This is a genomic window from Micromonospora sp. CB01531 (assembly GCF_001905095.1).
Taxonomy (GTDB): Bacteria; Actinomycetota; Actinomycetes; order Mycobacteriales; family Micromonosporaceae; genus Micromonospora.
The window spans coordinates 60,446-86,887 of sequence record NZ_LWLS01000072.1 but is presented as its reverse complement, the minus strand read 5'-3'; the positions used below and the strand labels follow the sequence as shown (position 1 = coordinate 86,887).

Genomic DNA, 26,442 nt, shown 5'->3' with positions numbered 1-26,442 from the left:
GCGATGTCACGTGGTGGTCCTCCCCCTGTGCGCCACGGCCGGGGTGGATCGTTCCACCACCACCGTGGTCGACTTGATCACTGCCACCGCAACCGAACCGACCTGCAGGTCCAGCTGGTCGACGGCCTCGCGACTCATCAGCGACACCAGCCGGAACGGCCCGGCCTGGATGTCCACCTGCGCCATGACGGTGTCCTTCACCACCGCGGTGACGATGCCCCGCAGCCGATTCCGCGCCGACGACGCGTCGGCTCGATCATCCGCTTCACCGGCTTGACCGCTGACGAACGTGGCGAGTTCAACCCCGTCGATCGTCCGGTGGCCGTGGTCATCCCGGGTCGCGCTCAGCCGCCCAGCGTCGATCCAACGGCGGACCGTGTCCGGGCTGACTCCGAGCAGTTCGGCTGCCTCACCGATCCGAAATACCGTCACACCGGCACCCTAGCCTCCGGCACCTGCCAAGCAAAACCCGCCAATCTATCCGCATCTTCGGCCGCCCATAGCGTGTTAGCAGCCGCATCTGCATGATGGATGCATGACCGGCGACCGGGAGACCGCACCCGCCCAGCAGCACCTGACCGACGACCAACAGGACCGCTGGCACAGCGTCCTCGACCACCTCGCCGACGCCCTCCCGGACGCGGATGCCTGGGTCGTCGTCGACGGCACCGACGGCGGCGCCGCCCTCCTCGGCGACCGGCTGCGGGCCGCCGGCCGGCACTGCGTCCGGCTCGCCGGCTGCGCGCCGACCTGGGTGGGACGGCACGCAGCCAGCACTCAACGGAGTGTGCCGAGGTCGATGGCCTCGGCCATCGCGCGGTAGCCCACGTCCGACGGGTGCAGGTGGTCGCCCGAGTCGTACCCCGGGCTGATCCGTTGCGGGTCGGCCTGGTCACGCACCACCGCGTCGAAGTCGACGACGGCGTCGAAGTCGTCACTGGTGCGGATGAACTCGTTCACGACCTGCCGCACGTTCTCCCGTTCCTCGGTGTAGGAGCGCCATCCCTTGATCGGCGTGATCGTGCCGACGACGACCCGCAGGCCCTGTGCGTGTGCCTGGGCGGCGATCTGCCGCAAGGCGAGTTTCAGGGCCTCCGGGTCGGGGCGTTCGAGGTTCAGGATGTCGTTGACGCCCTCGAGCAGGATGACCGTGCGCGCCCCGGACGTGGTCAGCATGTCCCGGGACAGGCGGGCGAACGCGTTCGGGCCGCCGATTCCGCTTCCGGTGCTGCTGTCCAGGATCCGGTTGCCGCTGATGCCGCTGTTGACCACGCCAAGCTTGGTCGGTCCCGGCTGGGCGGCGAGCCGGTCGGCGAGGACGTCGGGCCACCGCAGGTTCGCGTTGGTGGTCGACCTGTCCCCGTCGGTGATCGAGTCGCCGAAGGTCACCACCGTGCCCCGTGCGGTGGTGGACCGGACGTCCACGCCTGTCGCGTAGTACCAGGCCGTGGTCGGCTGGGTGAACGCGGTGCCCTGCTCGTCTGCCGCGTGGTCGCCGTCCGCGGTGATGAACGACGTCTGGTACGAGCGCGGGTGCTCGGTCACCGGGCCGGAGGGCGCCGGGGTGTAGACGGTCACCAGCAGGTCCCCGTCTGCCGGCACGGCAAGGGAAACCGGGTCGCTGAGCACTTCGCCGCCGGCCGGAATGGTCACCGACGGCGCGCCGCCGAAGGTCAGCGCCCGCATCGTGCCGGCAACCGCGTCCGGTGCGTCGGGCCTGGTCGCCACCGCCAGCGTCGCCCGTCCGATCAGGACCGACGCCGTGCCGAGCACGTTGGACAGGCGTACGCGGGCCGCATCGCCGCCCACGCTCGTGTGCACCACGTTGCGGATCGAGTGGTTCGGCATGCCCTGGTCGGCACCGGGCGTCGTGCGCGCCATGGCCGTCTGCCAGGTGCCGACCCAGTGCCCGGGTGGGCGGGTGTCGAGCTTGTCCAGGTCAACGGCCGCCGCCATCGCCTGGTAACCGGCGTCATTCGGGTGGAGGTGGTCGCCGGAGTCGTACGTCGCGCGTAGCCGGTTCGGCGCTGCGGGGTCTCGCAGGGCGGCGTCGAAGTCGGCCACCGCGTCGAACGCGCCGCCGTGGCGGATGAAGTGGTTGACCGCCTGCCGTACGCCTTCCAGTTCCTGGGTGTAGTTGCTCGACCCGCCGAACGGCGTGAGGGTGCCACCGGTGGCCCGCAGCCCCTTCGCCTTGGCCTGTGCCGCTATCTGGCCCAGCGCAGCGATGATCTGTGACGGCTCGTGGTGCTGCGGCTGGCCGCCGATGTCGTTGATTCCCAGCATGACGATCACCGAGCGTGCGCCGGTCGCGGTCAGCACGTCGCGGTCCAACCTGGACAGCGCGTTGGGGTTCCAGGTATTGTTGAGCAACCGGTTCGAGCTGATGCCGACGTTGAGCACGCCGAGCCGCGTCGGCCCAGGCACGGCGATCAGCCGGTCGGCCAGGAAGTCCGGCCAGCGGTGATTCGCGTTCCGGGTCGAGTTGTTCCCATCGGTGATCGAGTCGCCCAGCGTGACCACCGCGCCTTCGGCCTGTCCGAGGACGTCCACGCCGCTCACGTACGCCCAGAATGTGATGCTCTCGGTGAACGCCCCGCCGGACTCGTCGGCCGCGTGATCACCGTTTTGCGACAGGTACGAGGTCTGGTTGGCCACCTGGTGATAGGTCACCGGCCCGGACGGTACCGGGGGTGTAGACGCTGACCAGGAGGTTGCCATCTTCCGGCACGGCAAGGGAGATGGGGTCGCTCAGCACCTCGCCGCCTACCGGGATGGTCACCGACGGCGCGCCGCCGAAGGTGAGCGCGCGCATCGTGCCCGCGACCGCGACCGGCCCGTCGGGTGCATCGGCGACCGCGACCGTCACCACGTCCATCCGCACCGCCACCGTGCCGAGGACGTTGGTCAGCGAGACCCGCAAGCCCGAACCACCGACGCTGGTGTGCACGACGTTGCGAATGGTCCGGTTCGCGTATCCGGTGGGTAGGTTGGGCACGGTGCCGGATGCCGAGGCCGACCAGGTGCCGACCCAGTCGTCGGGTGGTGCCGTCGACTGGGCGTCCTGACCTTCCGCGGCGGCCGGGGCTGTCAGGCCGAGCACCAGCGCGAGCACGGTACCGGCGGTTTGCGTCATTCTCCGGATGCAAGACATAGGATCTCCTCCCGGTCGCGAACGAGTTTGCTCTCCGCCTCCGTCGCGGTCAACAGGTGTCTGGCAATTCTGTCCGGTCGCGACTGTGCTGTCTTTCAGGTGCGCCGCGAGCGCGGCGAGGAGTCGACACGGGTGAATCTGCTTCGCGGTGCAGCCCAGAAAACAAGGGGGTACGCGCCTCCCACGCCGCCTCTGCGGGGTTATCTCGAACCGTCTCGTGGCACGTCGATGGAAGCACCTCGGAAGGTACATGTCGATCAAGCTGGCCGACAATCTGTCCCGAGGGGCTTGCGGCGCCCGACGCCAGACGTAGGATGTCCGCCAAATGTCTGACACCTGTGACGAGAGGTGGGGCGATACGGGCACAGCTGCCGACGATCACGACCCAACAGGTGCTACGACCACCGGCAACTTCGGCTTCACCTGCCGCTCGACAGCCCAGCAGTGACCAGTGGAGGTATCGCAAATGACGAGACAAGGACACGGCCGAAGACCCCGTCGATTGTTGTCCACCGCGGTGGTCGCGGCGCTGGCCGCTGCCCTGCTGACCAGCGGCACCGCGCACGCCGCCGAGCCGTACCACGAGGAACAGGCGGTCTACACGGCGAACACGGACGGATATTTCTGCTTCCGGATCCCGGCGATCGTGAAGGCCACCAACGGGGACCTGCTGGCGTTCGCCGAAGGCCGGATCAAGAACTGTGACGACCGGGGCGACATCGACCTGGTGCTGAAGCGGTCCCACGACGGGGGTCGTACCTGGGGGCCGCTGCAGGTCGTGTCGCGCGGCAACGGCGACACGCACGGCAACCCGATGCCGATCGTGGACGAACGGACCGGGCGGGTCGTGCTGTTCACGACCCACAACCCGGGCACCGGAAGCGGTGGCCGTGATCCGTACCTGCAGGTCAGCGACGACCACGGAGCGACCTGGAGCGCGCCGCGGGAAATGACCGAGCTGATCCTGCCGGAGTGGACCCACTGGTACGCCACCGGCCCGGTGCACGCCATCCAGCTCAACCGCGGCCCACACGCCGGGCGGCTGGTGATGAGCGCCAACCATGAGTCCGTCGGCCCCGACGGGCGGCCCGTCGCCGGCATCCACCTGGCCTACAGCGACGACGGCGGCGACACGTGGCAGCTCGGCGCCAGCTCCGGTGGCGCCGACGACACCACCTTCGTCAACGAGTCGACGCTGGTGGAGCTGACCGACGGCCGGATCTACGTCAACGTGCGGGAAGCCGGGACGGCTGACGGCACTCGGGCGTACGCGATCTCCAGCGACGGCGGCGAAAACTTCGACGCGCCGTTCCAGATGGTGCCCGAGCTGACGATGCCGGTCGTGCAGGGAGCATTGCTGCGCCTTACCGCCACCGACGAAGGTGACGCGCGGAACCGCATTCTGTTCTCCGGGCCCGCGAACCCCGGCAAGCGCGAGGCCCTGACGATCCGCTCCTCGTACGACGAGGCCCGGACCTGGCAGACCTGGCAGGAAGGCAAGGTCGTCAGTTGGGGCCCGGGTGGGTACTCCGACATGGTCAAGATCGGGACCGACCCGGTCGCGGGCCCCGTGGCCGGGCTGCTGTACGAAGGCGGCGTGACCGCCCTGTACGAGGTGATCCAGTTCGTCAGGTTCAACGAGGCGTACCTCGACACCCCGAACGGTTCCCCGCCGGGCCTGCCGCCGCCACCGCAGCCGGGACCGACCACTCCGGACGCGTCACCGCGCTACGACAACACTGCCTACGTGCGCGGCGGTGCGACGCTGATCGACGGGCGGTACGGCAGCGGAATCGCGCTCGACGGCGTCGACGACCACGTGGAGGTGCCGTACAACCCGGACGTCGACCTTGGCGGCGACGAGTTCACGATCATGACGTGGTTCCGGTACAGCGAAACCACTGGCAGCCACGTGATCTGGTGGTGCTACCAGTGGGGTACGGGAGCCGCGCAGATCTGGCTGCGGGCCGAACCGGCGAGCAACCGCATCCGGGGCGTCATCGGCACCGGCCAGGGCGACGCGAACATCACCATCGCGGGCGCGTACAACGACGGGCTCTGGCACCACGTCGCCATGCAACGCACGGCGACCCGGGTGACGGTTCTCATCGACGGCGCCAGAGTCGCCGACCTGGCCGCTCCCCGCGGCTCGGTGACCACCGGCAAGGAGTTCGGTATCCGCAGCATCTACCTCGGCCAACGGATCGACGGCGTCAACCGGTTCCGCGGTGCCCTCGACGAGTTCCGCATCTACGCCCGGGCCCTCACCGCCGAGGAACTACTGGAGGTCCGGGAACACAATGTCCCGATCGCCGGCCAGCTCCGGCTCCGCCTCCCGATCACGACGATCAACCCCCGGCAGTAGCCGCAGCTTCGGCGCCCCGCCAGCGGTCGGCTGGCGGGGCGCCTCCACCTACCTCCATGGCGGTCGGCCAGTGCCTCGCCGACCGCCCGTGCGTACTTGAATCGACTCCACATGTACCGACGTCACGGCCCTGAACCCGCGCGCGGAACGAGGCACGGCCGGTCACCACTGAATGCCGTCGCACACCTTCTCCGCCGTGGACGGTTCCACCTGCAGGGTGCAGTGATCGATGCCGAACCCGTCGTGCAGCCGGGCCCGCGCCGCCGTCAGCACCGGCCCCAGCTCGGCGCCGGCACGCAGGCTCAGGTGTGCCGAGGCCACGTCCATGCCCGAGGTCAGCGTCCACACGTGCAGGTCATGCACATCGACCACCCCGGGCACGTCGATCAGGTTCGCCCGGACCGCCGCCACGTCGATGTGCGGCGGGGCCGCCTGCACCAGCACACGCAGCGCGGCGCGGGCGAGTTGCCAGGTACGCGGGAGGATGAACACGCCGACCGCCACCGCGACGACGAGGTCCGCGTAGAGCCAGCCGGTCATGGCGATCACGACAGCGGCGACGATCACCCCGACCGAGCCGACGAGATCGCTCAGTACCTCGAGGTATGCGCCGCGTACGTTGAGGCTCTCCTTCGAGCCGGTTCGGAGCAGCAGGAACGCCACCACGTTGGCGATCAGTCCGGCGATGGCGACGAGCAACATCGGCCCGACCAGCACCTGCGGTGGGTCGCCGAACCGGCGTACAGCCTCGACGAGCACGTACACGCCCACTCCGAACAGCAGGGCGGCGTTTGCCAGGGCCGCGAGGACCTCCAGCCGGTACAGACCGAACGTGCGGTGAATGCCGTGGGACGACCGACCGGCTGCGGTGATGGCCGCGACGGCCAACGCGATCCCAAGGACATCGGTGAACATGTGCGCCGCGTCCGACAGCAGCGCGAGGGAGCCGGTGAGCCAGGCTGCGACGGCCTCCACAATCATAAACGTGGTCAGAACGGCCAGCGCCGCCCAGAGCGGTTTCCGGTGCCGCGCACCAGCCCGCATCGCCTCACCCCCATGATTGTGACCCGCACCCATGTCCGTATCCCTTCAACCTTGGCGACGCGGCCAACATATGCTCGTATTGCAATGTGTGCAACTGTGAAATGGGTTTCGTTCCCAGTTGCATCAGCATCGTCATCAGGTGCGCGGCCCACGGGGCGACGAGGCGTTTGACGATCTCGCCCGGACGACGCGGTTGAAGTTGGACGTGTTCATGTGCCTGTCGAGGGCCGCCAGGTCAGTCCGGTTCCCGTACCGGAACATGACCGGCGGGCCCTCGACCGGCTGGTGGAGGCCGTAGCCCGGAGACCTCAGTCCCCGGTGGGACCGGCGGCCTCGACGATCGAGACGGGAGTGCCGAGTTCGACGGTACGGGAGACGGTGCAGAGCCGGTCGTGCGACTGCTGCAGCGACCGGGGCAGCGCCTCGCGCGCCTTGTCGCCCTCCACGCCAACCGGGAACGTCACGGTGCACTCGACAGTGAGGTTCTGCATCCGGTTGCCTCCGACCTCGTCCCGGATCTTGTCGCCGGTGACCGCAACGGAGAACTGAGCCGGCTCCGCGCGGCGGCTGGTGATGAGGTCCACGTCGATCGCGGTACAGCCGCCGATCGCCGCCAGCAGGAGTTCCACCGGCGTGAAGCTGGCATCCTGGCCCATGCCCATCGACATCGATCCACCACGGACGTTCCGCACGACATACTGCCCGACGCTGGTGCGCTCGATCTCCACCGAGCGGAAGGTGTCCTCACTCATGACAAGGAAGCTACCCAGGCCTGCTGGTCCCCGAGCCACCGGCCCGGCCGGTCGATCGCCCCGTCCTCAGGACACGCCCTAACCGGCCACGCGCCGGGGACCCGCCCAGGCGACGGGCGAGGCCGGCGACGACGGCCACCGTAGCCGCGACGGTGTAGGCGAGGGCGAGCCCCAGCGTGGGGTTACCACCGAAGAGTGCGCCGCTGCCGTAGCCCAGCAACGCCGCCCAGACGGCCCAGATGGTGACCGCCAACGCGGTGAACCGTTGGAACCGCCCCAACGGGTACCCGACCAGGCCTGCGGTGACAGCGGTCGCCGAGCGCCCACCCGGCAGGTAGCGCCCGAAGACGATAAGCGTGCGACCGCGCCGGTGCATCACGCGATGTGCCAACTCCGCCATGGCGCGAGTTCGCCGACGCCGCTGCAGCCGGGCGGTCATCGCCGGCCCACACCAGCGGCCCACGCCGTACGCCAGCCGATCACCACCGTACGCACCGAGCGCCGCAGCGACCACGACGGCGACCAGCGGTGGGTGCCCGCTGGCGGCTGACGCCACGGCGACAGCGATCACCGTGCTCTCGCTCGGAGCCAGCGGAACGAGGGCATCTGCCGCTACCACGACCACGACGACGACGAGCAGCACCCATGGACTTCCCGCGACCGTGGCCAGCGCCGCGTCGACCGTGTCGAACACGTAGCCAGATTCGGCGGGAAAGGCATCTCCCGCCGAACGTCGGCCTGACATCGCGGTGGCTGCTGGGCGGCCAGTCCGTCGAATACCGCGGACCCCGCCGGCACCGTCTCACTCATGCATAGCCGCGGTAGGACCCGCCACTGGCACCCGGAGCCGATGGCAGTGAGCGTGCGCGCCGGCAGAGCTATGTCAAGTCCTCGCGGCGATGGTCGATTTATTGCATGTGCACGATCGCCGCGGGTTTGGCAGACTGCTGCGGCGCCTGCCCGTCGAACCAAGGTGCTGACGATGCTTGATGAGCGTGTCCAGCCCAACGAGAGCGTCGTGCCGATGCTGCCCTGTGTGGCACCGGAGGAAACCCTGGCCTTCTGGCGTGCCCTGGGCTTCGCCGTGACCTACGAACAGTCGAAGCCCTACCTGTACCTGGCGTTCCGGTGGCGCGGGTTCGAGCTGCACTACGGGCGCGCCGCCAACAACGTGGACCCATCGCTGGAGAACACCGGCGGATGCCTGGTAATGGTCGATACGGTCGCGCCGTACCACGCGGCGTTCACCGAGGCGATGCGCCGCACCTACGGGAAGGTGCTTGCCAAGGGGCTACCGCGGATAACCCGATACCGGCCCGGTGCCTCACGGTTCACCGTCATGGACCCGTCTGGCAACTCGATTATCTTCATCCAGCGTGACGAGCCGACGGAATTGGAGTACGGCGGCTCCAAGCAGCTCCAAGGGCTCGCCCGGGTTCTGGACAATGTGCGGATCCTGCGTGAGTTCAAAAACGATGACCGAGCCGCCTTCCGGGCCCTGAACTCGGGACTGCGCCGCCACGGCGACGGCGCACCGGCCGTCGAGCAGGGAGTGGCGCTAGCCCTGCTCATCGAGCTGTCGACGGCACTGGAGGAGCCGGAACCGGGTACCGGATTGGGGCGTCAGGCTGACCGACTTGATTATCGATGATCAGTGATCATAGATTGGCCTGTGTGGAACGTTTTCGGCTTTCCAAGGCCGGGAAGCGTGTCGGTGTTCACCCCGTGGCGCATCACGTCTGGGTTGGCTCGGGGAGGGTTCCGGTGGCGTGGGTCGGCGGTGAGGGCCGGTTTTTCTGGATGGGTGTTGAGGCGTTGAGTCGGTGAGCGGGAAGCTGCGGCTGGCCGAGGGTGAGGCCGCCCGGACCGCGTGTGCCCGTGGTGTGCTGCGCGCGGGGGTGGATGAGGCAACCGGCGAGGTGCTGTCCCGGACGGTGCTGGCGCAACGGGTGGGTTGGTGTGCTGATCTGGTGGCGGGCATGGTGGCCGCGCTGATCGGCGCGCACTGGAACCGCGTGGATGTGGGGGTGTTGGCCTGCGGGGTGGATGCGGGTGGGCGGCGGTTGCCGTCGAACGCGTGGATGGCGCTGCGGCGGCTGGGCTGGACGGTGACCGCGCCTCAGGGTGTGAGGGTCAATGACCGGGTCGTGCGGATGGCGCAGGAGCAGGCGGGGCGTGTTCTTCGTTCGGCGGCGTGGCGTGCGGAGGTGACCGCCGGGGTCCTGTCGACGTGGCCGGCCGATCCGCGTAGGCGCACCCCTGCCGAGTGGGATCAGGTGCGGGCCTCGATCCCCGGCGGAGAGCATCTGCCCGCCAGCATCATCAAGTCCCGGACCCGGCAGGCCGCCACGTTCGCCAAGGCCAATGGCCGGCTGCCGGTGGACGTGTTCGAACTCGAAGGCACCCCGAGGATCCCGCGGATGCTGCTGCTGGCCGCGTGTGACCGGCAGCAGGCCACCATCGAACGCTGCGACACCGACCCGGCAGGAGCGCTGCTGCGGCTGCAACTGCCCACCCGCCCAGATCCGCGAGGGTATCGGGACTGGACGTGGGTGGCGTGCCGGATCACGTTGCCGCCTACGGTTCCTGCCTCGGCGGTGCTGCACCTGCCCACCCTCCGCGTCACCGACGGGACGGTGCGTGCCGACCTGGCATACACGTACCCGGTGCCGAAAGCCGCGCGGACCGGTCACACGGTGGCGGTCGGTGTGGACTGGGGCCTCAACACCCTCCTCAGCGCCGGAGCCCTGCGACTGGGAAAGGATGGGCGGATCACGGCGTTGGGGGCTGGCGGACAGTTCCGGGCCGCCGGGGTCCTGGCCAAGCAGCACCGCCTGCGGCGCCAGAGTGAGCGGCTGCATGCGAAGGCCGAACGGTACGCGCGGCTGCTCGGCGGCCGCCCGGACGAGCAGTTGAGAGCGAAACACGAGGTGCTGGCCGGCGAGATCCGCCACGTGTCCGACCGCCGCCAAAACTTGAACGATGCGCTCGCGTGGGCTGCCGCCCGCTGGATGGTGGACCAGGCGATCGCCGCCCGGGCGTCCGTCATCTATCTGGAGGACCTGCGGTCGTTGGAAGCCAAGGGCATGGGGCACAGCCTGAACACGCGCCTGTCCCAGCAGGTCCGCGGAAAGATCAGCGACCGGATGCGGCATCTCGCCGCCGAGCACGGGATCGCCGTAGTCACCGTCCCCGCCCGCAACACCTCCAAGCACTGCCCCCAATGTTTGACCCCGCTGCGGCACTGTAAAGCCCCCGACCGGCCCACCACACCAGGCTGGAAGTGGGCCAGCTGCGCCAACACCGGGTGCGGTTGGCAGGGCGACCGTGACCACGGCGCCTGGCGGCGTATCGCCGCCCGCGGCCTCACCCATCAGGCCAAGACGGTCATCGACCGCACCAACGGCGCCATGGTGATCCGCTCGGTCGTCGACGATCTCGAAGCCAACGCCGTCGTCACCCCGAGCTCCAATGCCAGCCGGAGGGACCGGTCGAAGACCGGCCCCACCCGGCACAAGCCACCACGCCCCGCGCCCAGGCGACGCAGGGCACCCTCCCCCACCCGGCCCCAAAGCCTGGCGGGCAAGCGTCCGGAGGGACACGCACCAACGGGTCGGACAAGGCTGCCCCGCGCAGCCCACCGACACCAGAGCGTGAACACGACCAGCACACCCACCACCGGCCACCAGCCACGAGGAGCCGCACTGGGCGCAGGATTCCATCTCCACGCCCATGCAACTCCACCACGGTGGGAAACGATCCCGGACACTCAATCCGGCTCAGGATCGCTAAGCTGATCAGGGACGCTTCGGCAACTCAGCCTGACCGCGGAGGAGCGTCATCGGGTCGATTCCGGCGTCGCCGACCCCACGCTGCTCGAGGGGTGGCTGCCCGCCACGGCCTGAACACCGGCCATGCGCGGCAGCGATGAGGCGGTCAGGGTGCGTCCGGGCGGTGGGCGGGTTGGAACAGTTCGATGAGGTTGCCGGCAGGGTCGGTGAGCAGGATTTGACGTCCGCCGGGGCCGGTGACCAGGTCGCTGCGGAATGGCAGGCCGGCGGCGCGCAGTCGGTCGATCTCGGTGTCCAGGTCGTCGACGGTCAGGTGGATGCGGTTACGCCCGGCGGCGGTGGCGTCGGCGGGGGTGGCGCGGGCGCCGGAGCTGGCTGGCCCGGACAGGAGCAGTCGCAGCGGGCCGCGTACCACGTCGGCGAAGGCGGGCGCGGCACTGGTGTTCAGGGTGAAGCCGAGATGGGTGGTGTAGAAGTCGATGGCCGCTTGGACGTCATCAACGACGTAGCGGACGCTGGCGTACTGGCTAGCTGCGGTCACGGCTGATCCTCCTTCAAGACCGGTGGGTGCCAAGGACAGACAGCAGGTGCCTGATACGGGTGTCGATGTCGGCTGCGACATGCTGGAAGGCGGGGTAGCCGGCCTGGTCGGTGTCGCCGGCCGCGGCGGGGTCGGGGATGCTCCAGTGCGCCCGCCGGGGATGGTCCGGGAAGTCCGGGCAGACCTCGCGGGCCTTGTCGCACAGGCTGATCACGTAGTCGAACCGGCGACCGGTCACCGTGTCCCAGTGCCGGGGGCGCTGGCCGGTGATGTCGATACCGAACTGGTCGTGCAGCACCCGTACGGCGTTGGGATGAAGGCGGGACTTGGGGTGGCTGCCGGCGCTGACCGACTCGGCCCGGCCGCCGGTGCGGTGGCGTAGCAGGGCCTCGGCTATCGGCGAGCGCGCGCTGTTGCCGGTGCACACGAACAGCACCCCGACGCGGGGCGAGCGCTGCAGGTCAGCTGGGGATCTGCGAGGTGCCAGCGCCCGGCGCAGCGCAGGGTGCAGCGCGGCGCCGGTCTCGGCCAGCGCGTCCGTACAGCGATCCAGGTCCAGGTGGTAGTAGCTGTCGCGGCCGTCGAAGCTGCTGCGGGTGGCGGTGACCAGCCCGCCGTCACGCAGTAGCCGCAGATGGTAGGAGACCAGGTTCTGGGGTTCACCGACCCGCGTCGCCAGTTCCCGGACCCGGTAGTCGCTGTCGGCGAGTTCGGTCAGCAGCCGCCACCGCAGCGGATGGGCCGCCAGGCGTACGAACGCCGGGGTGGCTTGACTCGACGACGCCATGGTCAGCAGAATACATCAAATCGGTTTGATCTAATAGTCGCGCGGGGAGGTAGGCGGCAGGTGGCGGACAGCCCGGGCCACCCCACGACGCTGGCCCGCCGGTTGGGCATCTCTGACGCGGTGGTCATCGGCCTGGGGTCGATGATCGGTGCCGGGGTGTTCGCCGCCTTCGCACCCGCCGCGGAGGCGGCCGGCAGCGGCCTCCTGATCGGCCTGGCGTTGGCGGCCGTCGTGGCCTACTGCAATGGGACCTCTTCCGCGCAGTTGGCAGCGGTGTACCCGACCTCCGGTGGGACCTACATCTACGGGCGCGAGCGGCTGGGCGACTGGTGGGGCTTCCTCGCCGGGTGGGGATTCGTGGTGGGCAAGACAGCCTCCTGCGCTGCCATTGCCCTGACCTTCGCCGAATACGCCGCGCCCGACGGATGGCAGCGGCCGGTTGCCCTCGCCGCGGTGATCGGCCTGGCGGCCGTCAACTACCGGGGCGTTACCCGCACCGCCCGACTGACCCGCGTCCTGGTCACGATTGTCCTGGCGGTACTGGCCTTGGCGGTGGCACTGAACGTAGCCGGTGGAGTGGACACCTGGTCCCACCTGTCGAGCTGGGCGGGACCGTCCGGCGGTTGGTACGGAATCCTGCAGTCGGGCGGGTTGCTGTTCTTCGCCTTCGCCGGTTACGCACGCATCGCCACCATGGGGGAAGAGGTCCGTGACCCACGACGCACGATCCCCCGTGCGATCGTGCTCGCCCTGGCCATCACCATGGCCGTCTACCTCACGGTGGCGCTCAGCCTGCTGCTGGTGCTCGGTCCCGACCGGCTCGCCCAATCTGCCGCGCCCCTGGCTACTGCGGTGCAGGCCGCCGGCTGGAGTTGGGCCTCGCCGATCGTCCGCGTCGGTGCCGCCGCGGCGGCGCTGGGTTCACTGCTGGCTCTGATCGCCGGTGTTGGACGTACGAGCTTGGCCATGGCCCGCGAACGCGATCTGCCGAGCTGGCTTGCCGCCGTACATCCGCGGTTCCGGGTGCCGCACCACGCCGAGATCGCTCTTGCCGCCGCCGTCGGGGTTCTCGTGCTCGTGACCGACCTGCGCGACGTCATCGGCTTCTCGTCCTTCGGCGTGCTCACCTACTACCTCATCGCCAACATCTCGGCCTTGACCCAGCCCCCGGAACAGCGCCGTTTCCCGCGCCCGCTGCAGCTGCTCGGCGCGCTCGGCTGCGTGATCCTGGTCGCCGCGCTGCCGATCACCGCCGTACTCGCCGGACTGGCCGTCTTCGCCGTCGGCCTGCTCTATCGCGGCCTGCGCTTGGCCCTCACCGCCCGAGCGAACTGATTGGCCGATTGCGGACCAACTGTTCGAGCTTGGGCCTTGAGGCGCTGGCGATGGCTTCCCCAGGCTGCTGGTCGGAGCCCCCGTGCGGGAGTGCGGTCACTGGGGAGATGCGGGTAGCAGGACGGTCACGGTGGTTCCCTCAGCCGGGTGGTCACAGGGGACGTCGAACCGGGTGTCGACGCGGTGGTGGACGCCGGCGGAGCAGACCCGCAGCTCGCCATGGTGGGCCCGGACGATGGCCTCGGCGATGGACAGGCCGAGACCGGCGCCGGGTGAGGTGCGGGCGGTATCGGCGCGGCGGAAGCGTTCGGCGGCGTGCGGCAGGAACGCCGGGTCGATGCCGGGCCCGGTGTCGTGCACGGTGATGCGGACCAGCGCGTCGACCTGACCGGCGGCGACGGTGGTCGGGGGGCCGGCGTAGCGGCCGGCGTTGTCGATCAGGTTGGTGACGACCCGACCGAGGCGGGAGGCGTCGCCGGGGACGGTCAAGCCGGGCTCGGTCTGGCAGCGCAGCCTGTGGGGGTCGGTGCCGGTCCTGGTCCGGTAGCGGTTGACGAGGTCCGTGAGGAGGGCGGTGAGGTCGACGGTGCGGGCGGTGTGATCCTGGACGGGTTGGGCGCCGACGGCGAGCAGGCCGTCGGCGAGAGCGATGAGGTCGGCGGTGTCGGCGGCGGCGTTACGTACGGTCTGTTCCAGTTCGGCGGTGGTGCGGGGTCGACGCAGAGCGAGTTCGAGTTCGGTGGCGAGCAGGGTCAGCGGGGTGCGCAGTTCATGGCTGGCGTCGTTGATGAACTGCCGCTCCCGATCCAACGCGGCGTCCTGGGCGGTGAGCATGCCGTTGAGGGTGCGGCCGAGCCGGGCGACCTCGTCGTCGGTGGCGGGGACGGCGAGGCGTACCCAGTGGCGCCGGCGGCGATGCGGGCGGCCTCGCTGCGGTAGCACTCGACGGGGGCGAGGGCGGCGCGGGCGAGGCGGTAGCCGACCAGGGAGGCGATGGCGAGAGCGGCGAGGTTGGCCAGGGCGAGCTGGCCGATGAGTTCCCGCAGGGCTTCGTCGCGTTGGTCGCGGCGGACTGCGGCCACGGTGACCGCGGGCTGGCCCGCCGCCGGCGCGGTGCCGGGCTGGACGGGGACCGCGTACAGGCGCAGCGGGCGGGGGCTGATCGGTAACAGGGTGCCTCGATCGGCTCGGACCGGCTGGCGCAGGGCCCGGTTCAACTGGTCGGGGGTGAGCAGGGACCCGGCAGGCAGGCCGGGACTGGCGGCGAGGACGTGATTGGTGGAGTCGAGGAGTTGCCAGTACTCCCCTTGACCGGTCCGGGCCGCGGCAGCCAGCGGCGTGCCGGAGCGGGCGGCGCTGGTCAGTTGTGTCGACTGGGTCGTCAGATCCTCGTCGAGGCGCAGGTCGAGGGCGTAGCGGACGCGCAGGTAGACGAACGCGCCGGCGCCGGTGAGTACCACCAGCATGGCGGCGGCGAACCCGGCGACCAGTCGGACGCGAAGCGGTAGTCGCCCCCAGCGCGCACCCCATCGGCGACGTCGCGACATGTCAGCCGCCGTCGGGGCGGAGTCGGTAGCCTACGCCGCGGAGGGTTTCGATGGCCTGCCGGCCGAACGGTTTGTCGACCTTGGCGCGGAGGGTGGCGACGTGCACGTCGATGACGTTGGAGCGGATGTCAGTCTCGCCGTCCCAGACCTCGTCGAGGATCTGGTAGCGGGTCAGGCACTCCCCCGCCCGGGTGAGCAGCAGGGCGAGGATGTCGAACTCCCGCGCGGACAGGTCGATCTCCGTCTCGCCCCGGAACACCCGCCGGCGGGTGGGGTCCAGCAGCAGGTCCCCCGCGCGGACCTCGGCCGACGGAGGGCCGGCCGAGCGGCGGTGCAGGGCGCGTAGCCGGGCGAGGAGTTCGTCGAAGGAGAACGGTTTGGTCAGGTAGTCGTCGGCGCCCGCGTCGAGGCCGGCGACCCGATCGGGGACGGCGTTGCGGACGGTGAGCATCAGCACCGGCACGTGGTTCCCCTGCTGGCGCAGGGTCCGGCAGACCTGTGTGCCGTCGAGGCCGGGCAGCATGATGTCGAGCACCACGGCGTCGTACATGCCGGTGGCCGCGGCGAGCAGCCCTTCGGAGCCGGTGTGCCGGATGTCGACCGGGTGTCCGGCTTCGCGCAGTCCCTGGGCGAGCAGGCCGGCCAGCCGCCGCTCGTCCTCTACGACCAGGATCCGCACCCCCGCCCCCTTCCGTCCTTGATTGGCCAGTGCAACACAGCGTCGGTGATCTTCATCTGCCCTTCATGTCCGGCTGCCTACCGTCGCCATCTTCATCGGATCGCGGAGGGACAGCATGAACACCGGGCTCTTCTTGGAGATCAACGAACTGGCCCGGGCGACGCCATGGTTGCACGCGCCGCTGGCCGGCTACGCGAAGTACGGTGTGATGCTGTTCGCCGTCCTGCTGCTGGTCGGTTGGTGGACCGCCCGCCGGCACGGCGCGGGACTGCCGGCGGCGGTGTGGGCCCCGGTGGGCATGCTGCTCGCGGTGGCGGGGAACCAGCTGATCGTGTCCGCCGTGCACGAGCCCCGCCCCTACACGACGCTGCCTGGCATCCTGGTGCTGGCCGATCGGAGCGCGGACCCGTCGTTCCCGTCGGACCACGCCACCATGGCCGGCGCTGTCGCGGCCGGCCTGCTGCTGGTCAGCTGGCGGATCGGACTGCTGGCCGTGGCCGCCGCCTCGGTGATGGGGTTCGCCCGGATCTACATCGGGGCGCACTACCCGCTGGACGTGCTGGCCGGCTTCGCGGTCGGCGCAAGCGTGACCTTGCTCGGCTACCTGATCGCCCGCCGGCCGATCGGCGCCGTCGTGGACTGGCTGGACGGGACCCGGCTGCGCCCACTGCTGCGCCCCGGTGACCCGGTGACGGCCGCCACCGGGCCGCGGTGACCGCCGTTGGTTTCCTCACCAGCCTGGTAGCGCGCCACGGCTACCTGGGCCTCGCGGTGCTCGTCGGGGTGGAAAGCTTCGGCGTTCCCGCGCCAGGTGAGACGGCCATCATCCTCGGCGCCGGCTTCGCGGCGCACGGCCAACTGGCCATCATCGGCGTCGCGGTGACCGCGTTTCTGGCCGCGGTGATCGGGGACAGCATCGGCTACCTGATCGGTCGCGCCGGCGGTCGGCGGATCATCCTGCGGTACGGCCGCTACGTGCGCCTGACGCCGGAGCGGTTTGCCCGGCTGGAGGCGATGATGAGCCGGCACGGGCCGAAACTGGTCGCAGTCGCCCGCTTCGTCGAGGGCCTGCGGCAGTTCAACGGCATCATCGCCGGTGCCACCGGCATGCCATGGCGACGTTTTGTCGTCTACAACGCCCTCGGCGCCGCCGCCTGGGTCGGCCTGTGGGCCACCGCCGGCTACCTCGCCGGGGACCACATCCGCGCCATCGTGGCGGATCTGCATCGCTTCCAGTGGTATCTGCTCGCCGTCGGGGCCCTCGCCGCGCTCGCCTACGCCGGATGGCGTCTTGTCCGCCGGCCGGCCCGCCCCGGATAACCGCCGCCGACCCGCCGGCCGGTTTCATGCTGGCTTCATGTGTGATCTTTAGCGTCCGGGTCATGAGCGATGTGCTGGCGGTCAACGCCGTCCATCTCACCAAGGCCTACGGGCCACTGACCGCCGTCAATGACATTACGGTGCAGGTCGCCCAAGGCGAGGTGTACGGCGTCCTCGGCCCCAACGGGGCCGGTAAGACGACCTTCCTGCGGATGTTGTTCGGGCTGGTCCGTCCCGACAGCGGCACCCTGGAGGTGTTCGGCCGCTCCTGGCAGCGGCACGGCGTCACCTCACTGTCCGGAGTCGCCGGGTTCATCGAGAGCCCGAGGTTCTATCCCGCCCTGAGCGGCCGCAAGAACCTGCGCCTGCTCGCTGGACTCGACGGGGGCGACGCCACCGCCCGCATCGACGAGGTGCTGGACGTCGTCGGGCTGACCGACCGGCAGCAGGACAAGGTCCGCGGCTACTCCTTCGGCATGCGGCAGCGCCTCGGCGTCGCCTCCGCCCTGCTGCGCGACCCGAGACTGCTCGTCCTGGACGAGCCCGCCAACGGCCTCGATCCGGCCGGCATCCGCGACATGCGGGCGCTGGTCCGGCGGCTCGCCGACACCGGCCTCACCGTGCTGCTCTCCAGCCACGACATGGGTGAGGTCGAGCAGATCTGCGACAACGTGACCATCATGAAGTCCGGGTCGGTGGTGCACCACGGCACGATCGCCGCCCTGCGGGAACTGGCGCCCGAGCAGGCCCACCGGATCACCACCACGGACGACGGTCGGGCCGCCGAGCTGTCCCGCGCCCGCGGGCTGGCGGTCACCTCCGTCGACGACGGGCTGGCGGTCCGGGGACCGCAAAAGGAGATCGACGCCCTGGTCGCCGACGTTGTCGACGCCGGCATCGCGCTGCGCGGTCTGACCCGAGGCGAGACGCCGCTGGAGGCGCTGTTCTTCATGCTCACCGAATCCGCAGCCGCCGGACCGTCCGCCGGCGTCGACACCCCCGCCGGAGCCCGCCGATGACCACCACCGCCGTACCCGCCGTCGCCCCGGCCGCACGCCGCAGGCCCGGCACCGCCACCGTGCTGCGGTGGGAGGTGGCAAAGCTCGCCGCCCAGGTGCGTAGCCGCGCCCTGCTCATCGGCGCGATCGTCGTCCCCGTCGCGGTCGTCCTGATCTTCAACACCCAACTGCCGCCGAAGGACACCATCTACGGCCGGCACATCCACACCAGCGGCTACGCCGTGCCGCTGTTCGTGCTCGCCTTCGCCCACCAGTGGGTGCTGCCCCTGCTCGCCGCCCTGGTCGCCGGGGACATCTTCGCCAACGAGGACCAGCACGGCACCTGGAAGACCGTCCTCACCCGCTCGGTCAGCCGTACCCAGGTCTTCTGGGCCAAGACCCTCACCGCCGTCGGCTTCAACCTCCTCGTCCTGGCGCTGCTCGCCGCCAGCACCATCACCACCAGCCTGCTCGTCGTCGGCACCCAACCCTTACCCGGCCTCAGTGGCCAACTCATCCCCGCTGGCCACGCCTTGCCGCTGGTCATCGCAAGCTGGGCCACCGCCGTCGCGCCGATGCTCGGCTTCACCGCCCTGGCGATCCTGCTCTCGGTCACCACCCGCAACCCCACCATCGGCGTCGCCGCCCCGGTCGTCGCCGGAATGATCATGCAGCTGGTCAGCAGCCTCGGCGGGCTCGACCAAGGCCGACGACTGCTGCTCACCACCCCGTTCGAAGCCTGGCACGGGCTGCTCACCGCGCACCCGTTCCACGCGCCGATCGTCACCGGCGCGGTCGTCAGCGCGGGCTGGCTGGCCGTCTGCCTCGCCCCCGCCCACCGCTACCTGCGTCGCCGCGACATCACCGGAGGCTGATCATGACCCGTACCCGCACCATCGCGCTGGCCAGCGGCCTCGCCGTCGCCGCCGTGGGGGCACTGGCCGGATGCGGTCAGCCCGATGTCACCAAATCGCGCCTCGAACGGGCCATCGGGCCCGCTTTCGCCAATCTGTACGTCCAGCGGGCCGACCTGCTCGGCGAACACGGCGTCACCGTCACCCGCATCGGCGCTGCCCCGGCCTGCGACCGCGGCGGCCCCAAGGTCCCCGATGTCGGGCCCGGCCCCGACTGGATCTGCATGATCCACTTCATCGACGACCACGGACAACCACAGGACGGCAAGTTCGAGGTACAGGTCAAAGCCGACGCCACCTACGTCGCCGGCGGGCCGTCGAAGCTCATCGGTCAGGCCACCCTGACCGACAGCCACGGCCACGACGTGCCGAACCCCGTCTTCGAGTTCGACGGCGCCTTCGACCCCGACAACTGATCCTCCCCTCGCCAGCTTGGTCATCTGGCTGGGCTCTCCGTCGGCGCCAGGTGGGGGCGCTGGCTCGCCTTGTGCACGGCGTAGCTCTGGTACGCCTGCCGGGTGCTGTCGAGTTCGCTGACCTCGCTGACCGGTACGTCCCACCAGGAATCGCTGTCGGGGGCGTGGACCGTGGGGTCGGTCTCGACGTGGATGACGACGGGTCCGCCGTCGGCGGGGATGGCCCTGGCGTCCTTGATCGCCCGGTCGAGCTCCTCCGGGCTGCGCACCTCGATGACGGTGGCGCCGAGGCTGCGGGCGTTGGCGGCGAGGTCGACCGGGAGCTTTGCGCCGTCGAGGCGGCCGGTGGCGTCGTCGCGGTATCGGTACCGGGTGCCGAACCGCTGCGAGCCGAGCGATTCCGACAGCGAACCGATGGAGTGGAAGCCGTGGTTCTGGACCAGGACGACGATGACCTTGACACGTTCCTGGACCGCGGTGACCAGCTCGGTCGGCATCATCAGGTACGAGCCGTCGCCCACCAGGATGAAGACGTCCCGGTCGGGGTCGGCCAGCCGTACCCCGATGCCGCCGGGGATCTCGTAGCCCATGCACGAGTAGCCGTACTCGACGTGGTACGCCTTGCGGTCCCGGACCCGCCAGAGCTTGTGCAGGTCGCCGGGCATGGAGCCGGCGGCGCACACCACCACGTCCCGGGGGTCGGACAGCTCGTTGACCCGGCCCAGCACCATGCCCTGGGTGAGCACGCCGGCGGGGAGCGTGTCCACGACCTCCCGACCGGGGTGGTAGGTGGCCTCCACCCGTGCGTCCCAGTCCCGCCACAGGCGGGCCTGCCGCTGCCGGTGCTCGGGGGCCACCGCGTACCCGTCGAGGGCCGCGCCGAGCGCGGTCAGCGCCTCCCGGGCGTCGGCCACGATCGACAGGCCGGCGTGCTTTCCGGTGTCGAAGCGGGCGACGTTGATGTTGACGAAGCGGACGGCCGGGTCCTGGAAGGCCGTGCGCGAGGCGGTGGTGAAGTCGCTGTAGCGGGTGCCGATCCCGATGACGACGTCCGCGTCGCGGGCGAGCGCGTTGGCGGCGGTGGTGCCGGTCGATCCGACGGCGCCCATCGCCTGTGGGTGACCGTGTGGCAGTGAGCCCTTGCCGGCCTGGCTTTCGCCGACCGGAATGCCGGTCGTCTCGCAGAACGCGCGCAGCGCCGCCTCGGCACCGGAGTAGTGCACCCCGCCGCCGGCGACGATGAACGGCTGGCGGGCCGACCGGATGATCGCGGCGGCGTCGGCGATGTCGGCCGCCTCCGCCGGGGGCCGGGCCACCCGCCAGACCCGCTCGGCGAACAGTTCCAGCGGCCAGTCGTACGCCTCGGCCTGCACGTCCTGCGGCAGCGCGATCGTCACCGCCCCGGTTTCCACCGGATCGGTCAGCACCCGCATGGCACCCAGCAGGGCCGAGGGCAACTGCTCCGGCCGGTTGATCCGGTCGAAGAAGCGGGACAGCGGCCGGAAGGCGTCGTTGACGGTGAGGTCGCCGCCGTAGGGCACCTCCAGTTCCTGGAGTACCGGCTCGGACACCCGGGTGGCGAAGGTGTCCGACGGGAGCAGCAGCACCGGCAGGCGGTTGACGGTGGCCAGTGCGGTGCCGGTGAGCATGTTGGTGGAGCCGGGGCCGATCGACGCGGTGCAGGCCCAGGTCTGGAGGCGGTCCTTCTGGCGGGCGTAGGCGGCCGCCAGGTGCACCATCGCCTGCTCGTTGCGGGCCAGCACGTACGGCAGGTGTTCGGCAGCGCCGGCGAGTTCGTTCTGCAGCAGGGCCTGACCGAGACCCGCGACGTTGCCGTGGCCGAAGATGCCGAGGCAGCCGGCGAACAGCTTCTGGCGCACGCCGTCGCGCTCGCTCCACTGGTTGGCGAGGAAACGTACGACGGCCTGGCCGACGGTCAGGCGAATCGTCGTGGCGATCGCGGTCATCGAGGCCCTCCCATCGGCAGTCTCGGATCCACTGCCTGTCCAGCCCATGACTGGCGCACCCACCCGTGGGCCGGGTCGTCACAGATCAGCCAGGCCCGGGTGGCGCCGGGGCCGGCCATCACGTTGAGGTAGTAGAGGTCGTAGCCGGGCGGGGCCATCGCCGGGCCGTGCCAGCCGTGCGGTACGAGGACCACGTCACCGGAGCGGACCTCGGCGAGGACGTCGATCGGACGCTGCGGCATGCCGTAGACCCGTTGGTAGGCGACCGGGTCGGCGCCGTCGACCGGCGTGCCGCCGGCCTCGGTCCGGACCTCGAAGTAGTAGATCTCTTCGAGTTCGGTCTCCACGCCGTCGCGCTCCTCGTCGTGCTTGTGCGGCGGGTAGGAGCTCCAGTTGCCGGCCGGTGTGACGACCTCGCACGCGATGATCGAGTCGGCCTCCAGCACCTGTGGGATGCCGAAGTTGCGCACCTCGCGCGAGGCCATGCCGGCGCCGCGGAGTTCAACGGGCACGTCGGCGGCGGCCAGGTGACGCACCGGCAGCGGTGCGGCGAGCTTCGTCGCCCTCGCCCCCGCCAGCGCGACCACGGCCGCCCCTCGGCCCGGGTTGCGCACCGTGAGACGCGCCTCCCGGGGTACGTAACACACATCGGTCGGGCCGGCGAAGACACTCTCCCGGCCGGTGAGCCCGACCTCGTGCCGTGCGCCGGTGTGGTCAACGACCATTACGTCCGGGCCCCCGCGCAGCGGAACGACGATGATCTCGCTGTTGCCGGTGGCGAGGTCGACCTGACCGGCCGACGGCAGCGTGGCCACTCGGAGGCTGGTGTGCTCCCACCCGTCCAGGGCGTCCGTGATCGCCACCTGGAAGTCGCCATCTCCGGTCGTGCCGTAGCGGTGGACCCAGCGGCTGCTCGTGCTCACGAGGGCTGCCGGTGGACGAGGCCCGCAGCGATGTCGACGGCCGCCGCCACGTCGCCGTCCGGTGGGAAGAGCAGCGCGCGCCCGACGACCAGTCCGCGTACCGCGGGCAGGTCGAGCGCCCCGCCCCACGCGGCGTACGTCTCGTCGGGGCGGCCGCTCGGATCGCCGCCGAGCAGGAGGGCCGGCAGGGTCGTGGCGTCCATGACCCGGGCCAGGTCGTCGATGACCGGCAGCTTCAGCCAGGTGTGCTGGCTGCTCGCCCCGAGCGCCGAGCCGATGTGGATCGAGGCGATGACCGATTCGGGGTCCAGCAGGTTGCGGACCCGGCCATCGACGCGGACGGACAGGAAGGGCTCCACCATCGCCATCAGGCCACGCCCGGCCAGCTCCGTGACCGCCCGGCCGCTCGCCTCCAGGGTTGCCGGTGTCGCCGGATCATCGAGGCAGATCCGGGTGAGCATCTTGCCCCCGTCGAGTCCTCGGGCGGCGATCTCCGCGACGTTGTAGGCGGTGAAGCGGTCGTCGAACTCGAAGACCGAGCCCTGCAGGCCGCCCCGATTCATCGAGCCGATGGCGATCTTGTCATCGAGCGCGCCGAGCAGCAGCAGATCGTCAAGGATGTCGGGGGTGCCGAGCACCCCGTCGACACCAGGGCGGGACAGCGCGGTGGCAAGGCGTTCCAGCAACTCGCTGCGGGACGCCATGGCCTGGCGGTTGTCCCGTACGCCGAGGGCGCCGCGGGCGGGGTGGTCCGCGGCCACGATGAGCAGTTGGCCGTCGGGACCCACCAGGTCGCGGCGCTTGCGGGCGGCCCACCCGGCGGCGATCCGCTCCGGCTCACGCACCCGGACCTCGGTCAGCTCACGGATACGCGGTCGTATCGAGGTCGTGATCATCGTGCCACCTCCTCTTCCCGGTCGCCGAGGAGCACCTCGACCTCGGCGGTTGTCGGCATGGCGCTGGAGCATTCGAGTCGGGATGCGACGATGGCCCCCGCCGCGTTCGCGAACCGCAGGACGCGGTGCAGGTCCCAGCCGCTGAGCAGCCCGTGGACGAGGGCGCCGCCGAAGGCGTCGCCGGCGCCGAGGCCGTTGACGACCGCCACGGGAACGGGCGGCACCTCGACGCGCTCGGTGGCGGTCGCGGCGAGGACGCCCTTGGGGCCCTGCTTGACGATGGCCAGCTCGACCCCCATGCTCAGCAAGGCGTCGGCGGCGCGATGCGGGTCGGTCTCACCGACCGCGATCTCGCACTCCTCGCGGTTGCCCACCGCGACCGTGACGTGCCGCAAGGCTTCGCCCACCTGGGCGGTGGCCTCCTCGGGGCTCGACCAGAACATCGGCCGGTAGTCGAGGTCGAGGATGGTGTGCGCCCGCCGGCCGCGAGCCCGCCAGGCGGCGAAGTGCGCCGAGCGGGACGGGTCCTGCGACAGGCCGGTGACCGTGCTCCAGTAGACGGCCGCGTCGCGGATCGCCTCGAGCGGGATCTCGTCCGGTTCGACCAGCAGGTCGGGGGCAACCGGATAGCGGTAGAAGTACAGCGGGAAGTCATCCGGGGGAAAGATCTCGCAGAAGGTGACCGGCGTCGGCGGGCCGTCGACCTCGGTGACAAAGGTGTCATCCACGTTGAACCCGCGTAGCGCGCGGTGGATGTACTGGCCGAAGGGGTCGCGGCCGGTACGGGTGACGAGGGCGGTCCGGCGCCCGTGCCGGGCCGCGGCCACCGCCACGTTGGTCGCGCTGCCGCCGAGGAACTTCTCGAACCGCTTGACGTCCTCAAGCCCCACGCCGTGGTCGAGTGGATAGATGTCGACCCCGGTCCGGCCCATCGCCACCAGGTCGTACGCCGTCACGCCACGCCCGCTGCGCATCCGTATCCCATCCCGTGCATGGAGGTATGCCCCGGCCCGCTGCGCGGCCCGTGGCCGGGCCGCCAGCGTTGCCCGAGAGCCTGCCTGGGGGTAAAAGTTCTGTCAAGAGTTTGTTCTGACATAGTTACGTGCTGTCTTGCTATCAGGGCAGGTGTAGAGTGCGGCCGTGGCAATTCAAGTTGGCGTGACGATTGACCGCTCCTCTCCCGTGCCGCTCTACCACCAGCTCGCGGAGCAGCTCGGCAACGCCATTGCCACGGGCCAGCTGCGACCCGGTGATCCGTTCGAGAACGAGATCGCGCTCGCGACGCGGCTCAGCCTGTCCCGCCCGACCGTGCGGCGCGCCATCCTGGAGCTGGTCAACCGCGGCTTCCTCGTACGACGGCGGGGGCTGGGCACCACGGTCGCGACCCGCAAGGTGCACCGACGCGCCGAACTCACCAGCCTCTACGACGACCTCAAGCGCGACGGCGTCCAGCCCGAGACCATCCTCCTGCACCACGAGCTGAAGCGGGACGAGCAGATAGCCGGCATGCTCGACCTGCCCGCCGATACCGAACTCCTCGCTATCGTCCGCCTGCGGCTGGCCGCCGGTCGGCCACTGGCCATCCTCCGAAACTGGCTGCCACCGTCGTACACCGACATCGACAAGGACGATCTTGAGGCAACCGGCCTGTACGCCGTGCTACGGGAGCGCGGCGTGCGACCCGTCGTCGCACACCAGTCGATAGGCGCGCGCATGCCGGACGCGGCGGAGCGCCGCCACCTCCAGCTACGGCCCGCGGAGCCCGTGCTCACCATGACGCGCAGCGCGTTCGACGCGGTCGGCGCACCGGTGGAGTACGGCGACCACTGCTACCGAGCGCAGGATTACAGCATCGACGTCATGATCGACCAGCGCTGACCCGGGGCTTCAGCTGGCCCGCGCTGTCCGCCTACCGCTTGTTGTCGGGCTCGGTGGCGGCGTCACGGACGAGGTGGTTGGCCTCTTCAGGGGTGAGGGCGGTGGCACGGAGCAGGTCGCTGGCGGCGCTGCGGATCTGGAGGACGACAGTCTCACCGAACGCGTAGGTTGGGTGTCTGCTGGCGTGTCCGGCCAGGCGTGCGGCTTCGAGGACAGCCTGGCGGGTCTGTCCTGATGCCCGGGCGGTGGCACACTCGCGATGAAGGTGGGTCAGGGCGTCGCCGAGGGTGTCCACGGCCTGGTGCAGTGGGGGCGGAACGGGTTCGTGATATTCGAGCAGGGTGGCGACCCTGCGGGCCAGCACTCGGATGTCGATGGCGAAGGCGTTGAGTTGATCCGAGGCCGCCCGGTACTGCTCGTAGCGGTGGCGCCGACGGCGCCACCAGGGGGCGATGGTCACGGTCTCGTCAGCGGCTCGCAGGGCTTCGTTGAGACGCGTGCTGTCGGTGTCAATCGTGTTGAGGCTGTCCAGGGCCCGCATGGCAAGGTTCCGGTCGCCGGTGGCCAGGGCCTGGGCGGTGGTGTGGATAGCGGCGGCGAGGTCGGTGAAGAACGGTCTGGCGGCGCGGTCGACGGCCCGCAACGGGTCCAGGGGCAGGAGCAGTGCCACGGCGAGGAAGCCGACCGAGGCACCCACAGCGGCGTCGATGATGCGGGGTAGCTCGAGACTTCGTTGATTCCCGGCGAGTGTGGCGAACAGCGTGGCGGTCGCGCCGGCCTGACTGACCATGGCACCGCTGCGGCCGGCGACCAGCATGCTCAGCGCGATGGAACTGGAGACAACGACGGAGATCTGCCACGCTCCGCTACCGACGAGATAGAGCAGGGCGTCGGCCACCGTGATGCCCAGCCCCACCCCGATGAGCAGTTCCACCGTCTGTCTGGTGCGTTGCCCGCTGGCAGAGGCGATCGTGGCGAGAGCGGCCACAGGTGCGAACACCGGCGCCTCGCGGCCGAGGAAATGGGTGGCGATGAGCCACGCGGCGGCCGTGGCGAGCCCGGCCTGGACGGAGAGCACCGCGATGGCCGCCAACTGGCGGGTGGCGAGAAAGTGGCGCACGGCCGGCAGCCACAG

General features: G+C 70.3%; 27 protein-coding genes. 11 read left to right on the top strand and 16 right to left on the bottom strand.

The window, feature by feature from the left end:
* Window positions 1–6 precede the first annotated feature (6 nt).
* Window positions 7–432 (bottom strand): TOBE domain-containing protein, encoded by a 426-nt coding sequence (locus A6A27_RS19670; RefSeq protein WP_073836091.1) that lies wholly within the window; start codon window positions 430–432, stop codon window positions 7–9.
* Between the two features lie 103 nt (window positions 433–535).
* Here A6A27_RS19670 and A6A27_RS19665 point away from each other — a divergent pair, with 103 nt between their 5' ends.
* The gene (locus A6A27_RS19665; protein ID WP_073836090.1) at window positions 536–823 is read left to right on the top strand and encodes a hypothetical protein; all 288 of its coding nucleotides are present in this window, start codon (window positions 536–538) and stop codon (window positions 821–823) included.
* Here the strand turns inward: A6A27_RS19665 and A6A27_RS45075 are convergent.
* Both A6A27_RS45075 and A6A27_RS45070 read right to left on the bottom strand, forming a co-directional pair.
* On the bottom strand, window positions 778–2,673 hold the full coding sequence (locus A6A27_RS45075; RefSeq protein ID WP_198940367.1) for an SGNH/GDSL hydrolase family protein: 1,896 nt from the start codon (window positions 2,671–2,673) through the stop codon (window positions 778–780). The genes A6A27_RS19665 and A6A27_RS45075 overlap by 46 nt on opposite strands.
* A complete protein-coding gene (locus A6A27_RS45070; RefSeq protein WP_073836088.1) occupies window positions 2,621–3,136 on the bottom strand; it encodes a hypothetical protein in 516 nt (171 codons plus the stop codon). The genes A6A27_RS45075 and A6A27_RS45070 overlap by 53 nt, the downstream gene beginning before the upstream one ends.
* 523 nt (window positions 3,137–3,659) lie before the next feature.
* Between A6A27_RS45070 and A6A27_RS19650 the strand changes: the two genes are divergently transcribed.
* A complete protein-coding gene (locus tag A6A27_RS19650) occupies window positions 3,660–5,519 on the top strand; it encodes a sialidase family protein (protein WP_198940366.1) in 1,860 nt (619 codons plus the stop codon).
* A 162-nt stretch (window positions 5,520–5,681) separates the two neighbouring features.
* On the opposite strand, the gene A6A27_RS19645 is transcribed toward A6A27_RS19650, so the two are convergent.
* The 3 genes from A6A27_RS19645 to A6A27_RS19635 form a co-directional block, all read right to left on the bottom strand.
* The gene (locus A6A27_RS19645) at window positions 5,682–6,596 is read right to left on the bottom strand and encodes a cation diffusion facilitator family transporter (protein WP_073836086.1); all 915 of its coding nucleotides are present in this window, start codon (window positions 6,594–6,596) and stop codon (window positions 5,682–5,684) included.
* Between the two features lie 275 nt (window positions 6,597–6,871).
* Window positions 6,872–7,315, bottom strand: a complete 444-nt coding sequence (locus tag A6A27_RS19640; protein WP_073836085.1) for an OsmC family protein — start codon at window positions 7,313–7,315, stop codon at window positions 6,872–6,874.
* Between the two features lie 10 nt (window positions 7,316–7,325).
* Complete coding sequence (locus A6A27_RS19635) at window positions 7,326–8,009, bottom strand: DedA family protein (RefSeq protein ID WP_073836084.1); 684 nt, start codon at window positions 8,007–8,009, stop codon at window positions 7,326–7,328.
* Between the two features lie 288 nt (window positions 8,010–8,297).
* Between A6A27_RS19635 and A6A27_RS19630 the strand changes: the two genes are divergently transcribed.
* On the top strand, window positions 8,298–8,966 hold the full coding sequence (locus A6A27_RS19630; RefSeq protein WP_198940365.1) for a glyoxalase: 669 nt from the start codon (window positions 8,298–8,300) through the stop codon (window positions 8,964–8,966).
* Window positions 8,967–9,138: 172 nt separating this feature from the next.
* Window positions 9,139–11,112, top strand: a complete 1,974-nt coding sequence (locus tag A6A27_RS19625) for a zinc ribbon domain-containing protein (protein ID WP_073836083.1) — start codon at window positions 9,139–9,141, stop codon at window positions 11,110–11,112.
* A gap of 139 nt (window positions 11,113–11,251) precedes the next feature.
* Here A6A27_RS19625 and A6A27_RS19620 read toward each other — a convergent pair whose 3' ends face one another.
* Both A6A27_RS19620 and A6A27_RS19615 read right to left on the bottom strand, forming a co-directional pair.
* Window positions 11,252–11,647 carry a VOC family protein gene (locus A6A27_RS19620; protein WP_073836082.1) on the bottom strand — a complete coding sequence of 132 codons (396 nt, stop codon included), beginning with the start codon at window positions 11,645–11,647 and terminating at the stop codon, window positions 11,252–11,254.
* A gap of 13 nt (window positions 11,648–11,660) precedes the next feature.
* Window positions 11,661–12,434 carry an arsenate reductase/protein-tyrosine-phosphatase family protein gene (locus tag A6A27_RS19615; RefSeq protein ID WP_073836081.1) on the bottom strand — a complete coding sequence of 258 codons (774 nt, stop codon included), beginning with the start codon at window positions 12,432–12,434 and terminating at the stop codon, window positions 11,661–11,663.
* A gap of 90 nt (window positions 12,435–12,524) precedes the next feature.
* Between A6A27_RS19615 and A6A27_RS19610 the strand changes: the two genes are divergently transcribed.
* Window positions 12,525–13,769 carry an APC family permease gene (locus A6A27_RS19610; RefSeq protein ID WP_274534568.1) on the top strand — a complete coding sequence of 415 codons (1,245 nt, stop codon included), beginning with the start codon at window positions 12,525–12,527 and terminating at the stop codon, window positions 13,767–13,769.
* Window positions 13,770–13,865: 96 nt separating this feature from the next.
* Here the strand turns inward: A6A27_RS19610 and A6A27_RS44300 are convergent, their stop codons facing one another.
* The 3 genes from A6A27_RS44300 to A6A27_RS19600 are packed head-to-tail and all read right to left on the bottom strand — an operon-like array spanning window position 13,866 to window position 15,995.
* Window positions 13,866–14,603, bottom strand: a complete 738-nt coding sequence (locus A6A27_RS44300) for a sensor histidine kinase (protein WP_158074016.1) — start codon at window positions 14,601–14,603, stop codon at window positions 13,866–13,868.
* Window positions 14,522–15,316 (bottom strand): hypothetical protein, encoded by a 795-nt coding sequence (locus A6A27_RS44295; protein WP_158074015.1) that lies wholly within the window; start codon window positions 15,314–15,316, stop codon window positions 14,522–14,524. The genes A6A27_RS44300 and A6A27_RS44295 overlap by 82 nt, the downstream gene beginning before the upstream one ends.
* 1 nt (window position 15,317) lies before the next feature.
* The gene (locus A6A27_RS19600; protein ID WP_073836079.1) at window positions 15,318–15,995 is read right to left on the bottom strand and encodes a response regulator transcription factor; all 678 of its coding nucleotides are present in this window, start codon (window positions 15,993–15,995) and stop codon (window positions 15,318–15,320) included.
* Window positions 15,996–16,110: 115 nt separating this feature from the next.
* Between A6A27_RS19600 and A6A27_RS19595 the strand changes: the two genes are divergently transcribed.
* The 5 genes from A6A27_RS19595 (at window position 16,111) to A6A27_RS19575 (ending at window position 19,643) form a co-directional block, all read left to right on the top strand.
* The gene (locus A6A27_RS19595; RefSeq protein ID WP_073836078.1) at window positions 16,111–16,710 is read left to right on the top strand and encodes a phosphatase PAP2 family protein; all 600 of its coding nucleotides are present in this window, start codon (window positions 16,111–16,113) and stop codon (window positions 16,708–16,710) included.
* Window positions 16,707–17,315, top strand: a complete 609-nt coding sequence (locus A6A27_RS19590; protein WP_073836077.1) for a DedA family protein — start codon at window positions 16,707–16,709, stop codon at window positions 17,313–17,315. Before A6A27_RS19595 ends, A6A27_RS19590 begins: the two co-directional genes overlap by 4 nt.
* Window positions 17,316–17,377: 62 nt before the next feature.
* The gene (locus A6A27_RS19585; protein WP_073836076.1) at window positions 17,378–18,334 is read left to right on the top strand and encodes an ABC transporter ATP-binding protein; all 957 of its coding nucleotides are present in this window, start codon (window positions 17,378–17,380) and stop codon (window positions 18,332–18,334) included.
* Window positions 18,331–19,188: an ABC transporter permease gene (locus A6A27_RS19580; RefSeq protein ID WP_073836075.1), complete on the top strand. Its 858-nt coding sequence runs from the start codon at window positions 18,331–18,333 to the stop codon at window positions 19,186–19,188. The genes A6A27_RS19585 and A6A27_RS19580 overlap by 4 nt, the downstream gene beginning before the upstream one ends.
* A gap of 2 nt (window positions 19,189–19,190) precedes the next feature.
* Window positions 19,191–19,643 carry a hypothetical protein gene (locus tag A6A27_RS19575; RefSeq protein WP_073836074.1) on the top strand — a complete coding sequence of 151 codons (453 nt, stop codon included), beginning with the start codon at window positions 19,191–19,193 and terminating at the stop codon, window positions 19,641–19,643.
* Between the two features lie 20 nt (window positions 19,644–19,663).
* On the opposite strand, the gene iolD is transcribed toward A6A27_RS19575, so the two are convergent.
* The 4 genes from iolD to iolC are packed head-to-tail and all read right to left on the bottom strand — an operon-like array spanning window position 19,664 to window position 24,403.
* Window positions 19,664–21,610 carry a 3D-(3,5/4)-trihydroxycyclohexane-1,2-dione acylhydrolase (decyclizing) gene (iolD, locus tag A6A27_RS19570; protein ID WP_073836073.1) on the bottom strand — a complete coding sequence of 649 codons (1,947 nt, stop codon included), beginning with the start codon at window positions 21,608–21,610 and terminating at the stop codon, window positions 19,664–19,666.
* Window positions 21,607–22,533, bottom strand: a complete 927-nt coding sequence (gene iolB, locus A6A27_RS19565) for a 5-deoxy-glucuronate isomerase (RefSeq protein ID WP_073836072.1) — start codon at window positions 22,531–22,533, stop codon at window positions 21,607–21,609. The genes iolD and iolB overlap by 4 nt, the downstream gene beginning before the upstream one ends.
* Window positions 22,530–23,429, bottom strand: coding sequence for a Cgl0159 family (beta/alpha)8-fold protein (locus A6A27_RS19560; protein WP_073836071.1), 900 nt, complete (start codon window positions 23,427–23,429; stop codon window positions 22,530–22,532). Before A6A27_RS19560 ends, iolB begins: the two co-directional genes overlap by 4 nt.
* Entirely contained in the window at window positions 23,426–24,403 is a 978-nt protein-coding gene (iolC, locus tag A6A27_RS19555; protein WP_073836070.1) for a 5-dehydro-2-deoxygluconokinase, read from the bottom strand. Before iolC ends, A6A27_RS19560 begins: the two co-directional genes overlap by 4 nt.
* 166 nt (window positions 24,404–24,569) lie before the next feature.
* On the opposite strand from iolC, the gene A6A27_RS19550 reads away from it, so the two are divergent.
* Window positions 24,570–25,307, top strand: a complete 738-nt coding sequence (locus A6A27_RS19550) for a GntR family transcriptional regulator (protein ID WP_073836069.1) — start codon at window positions 24,570–24,572, stop codon at window positions 25,305–25,307.
* A gap of 31 nt (window positions 25,308–25,338) precedes the next feature.
* Here the strand turns inward: A6A27_RS19550 and A6A27_RS19545 are convergent, their stop codons facing one another.
* On the bottom strand, window positions 25,339–26,427 hold the full coding sequence (locus A6A27_RS19545; protein WP_158074014.1) for an FUSC family protein: 1,089 nt from the start codon (window positions 26,425–26,427) through the stop codon (window positions 25,339–25,341).
* Between the last annotated feature and the right edge of the window lie 15 nt (window positions 26,428–26,442).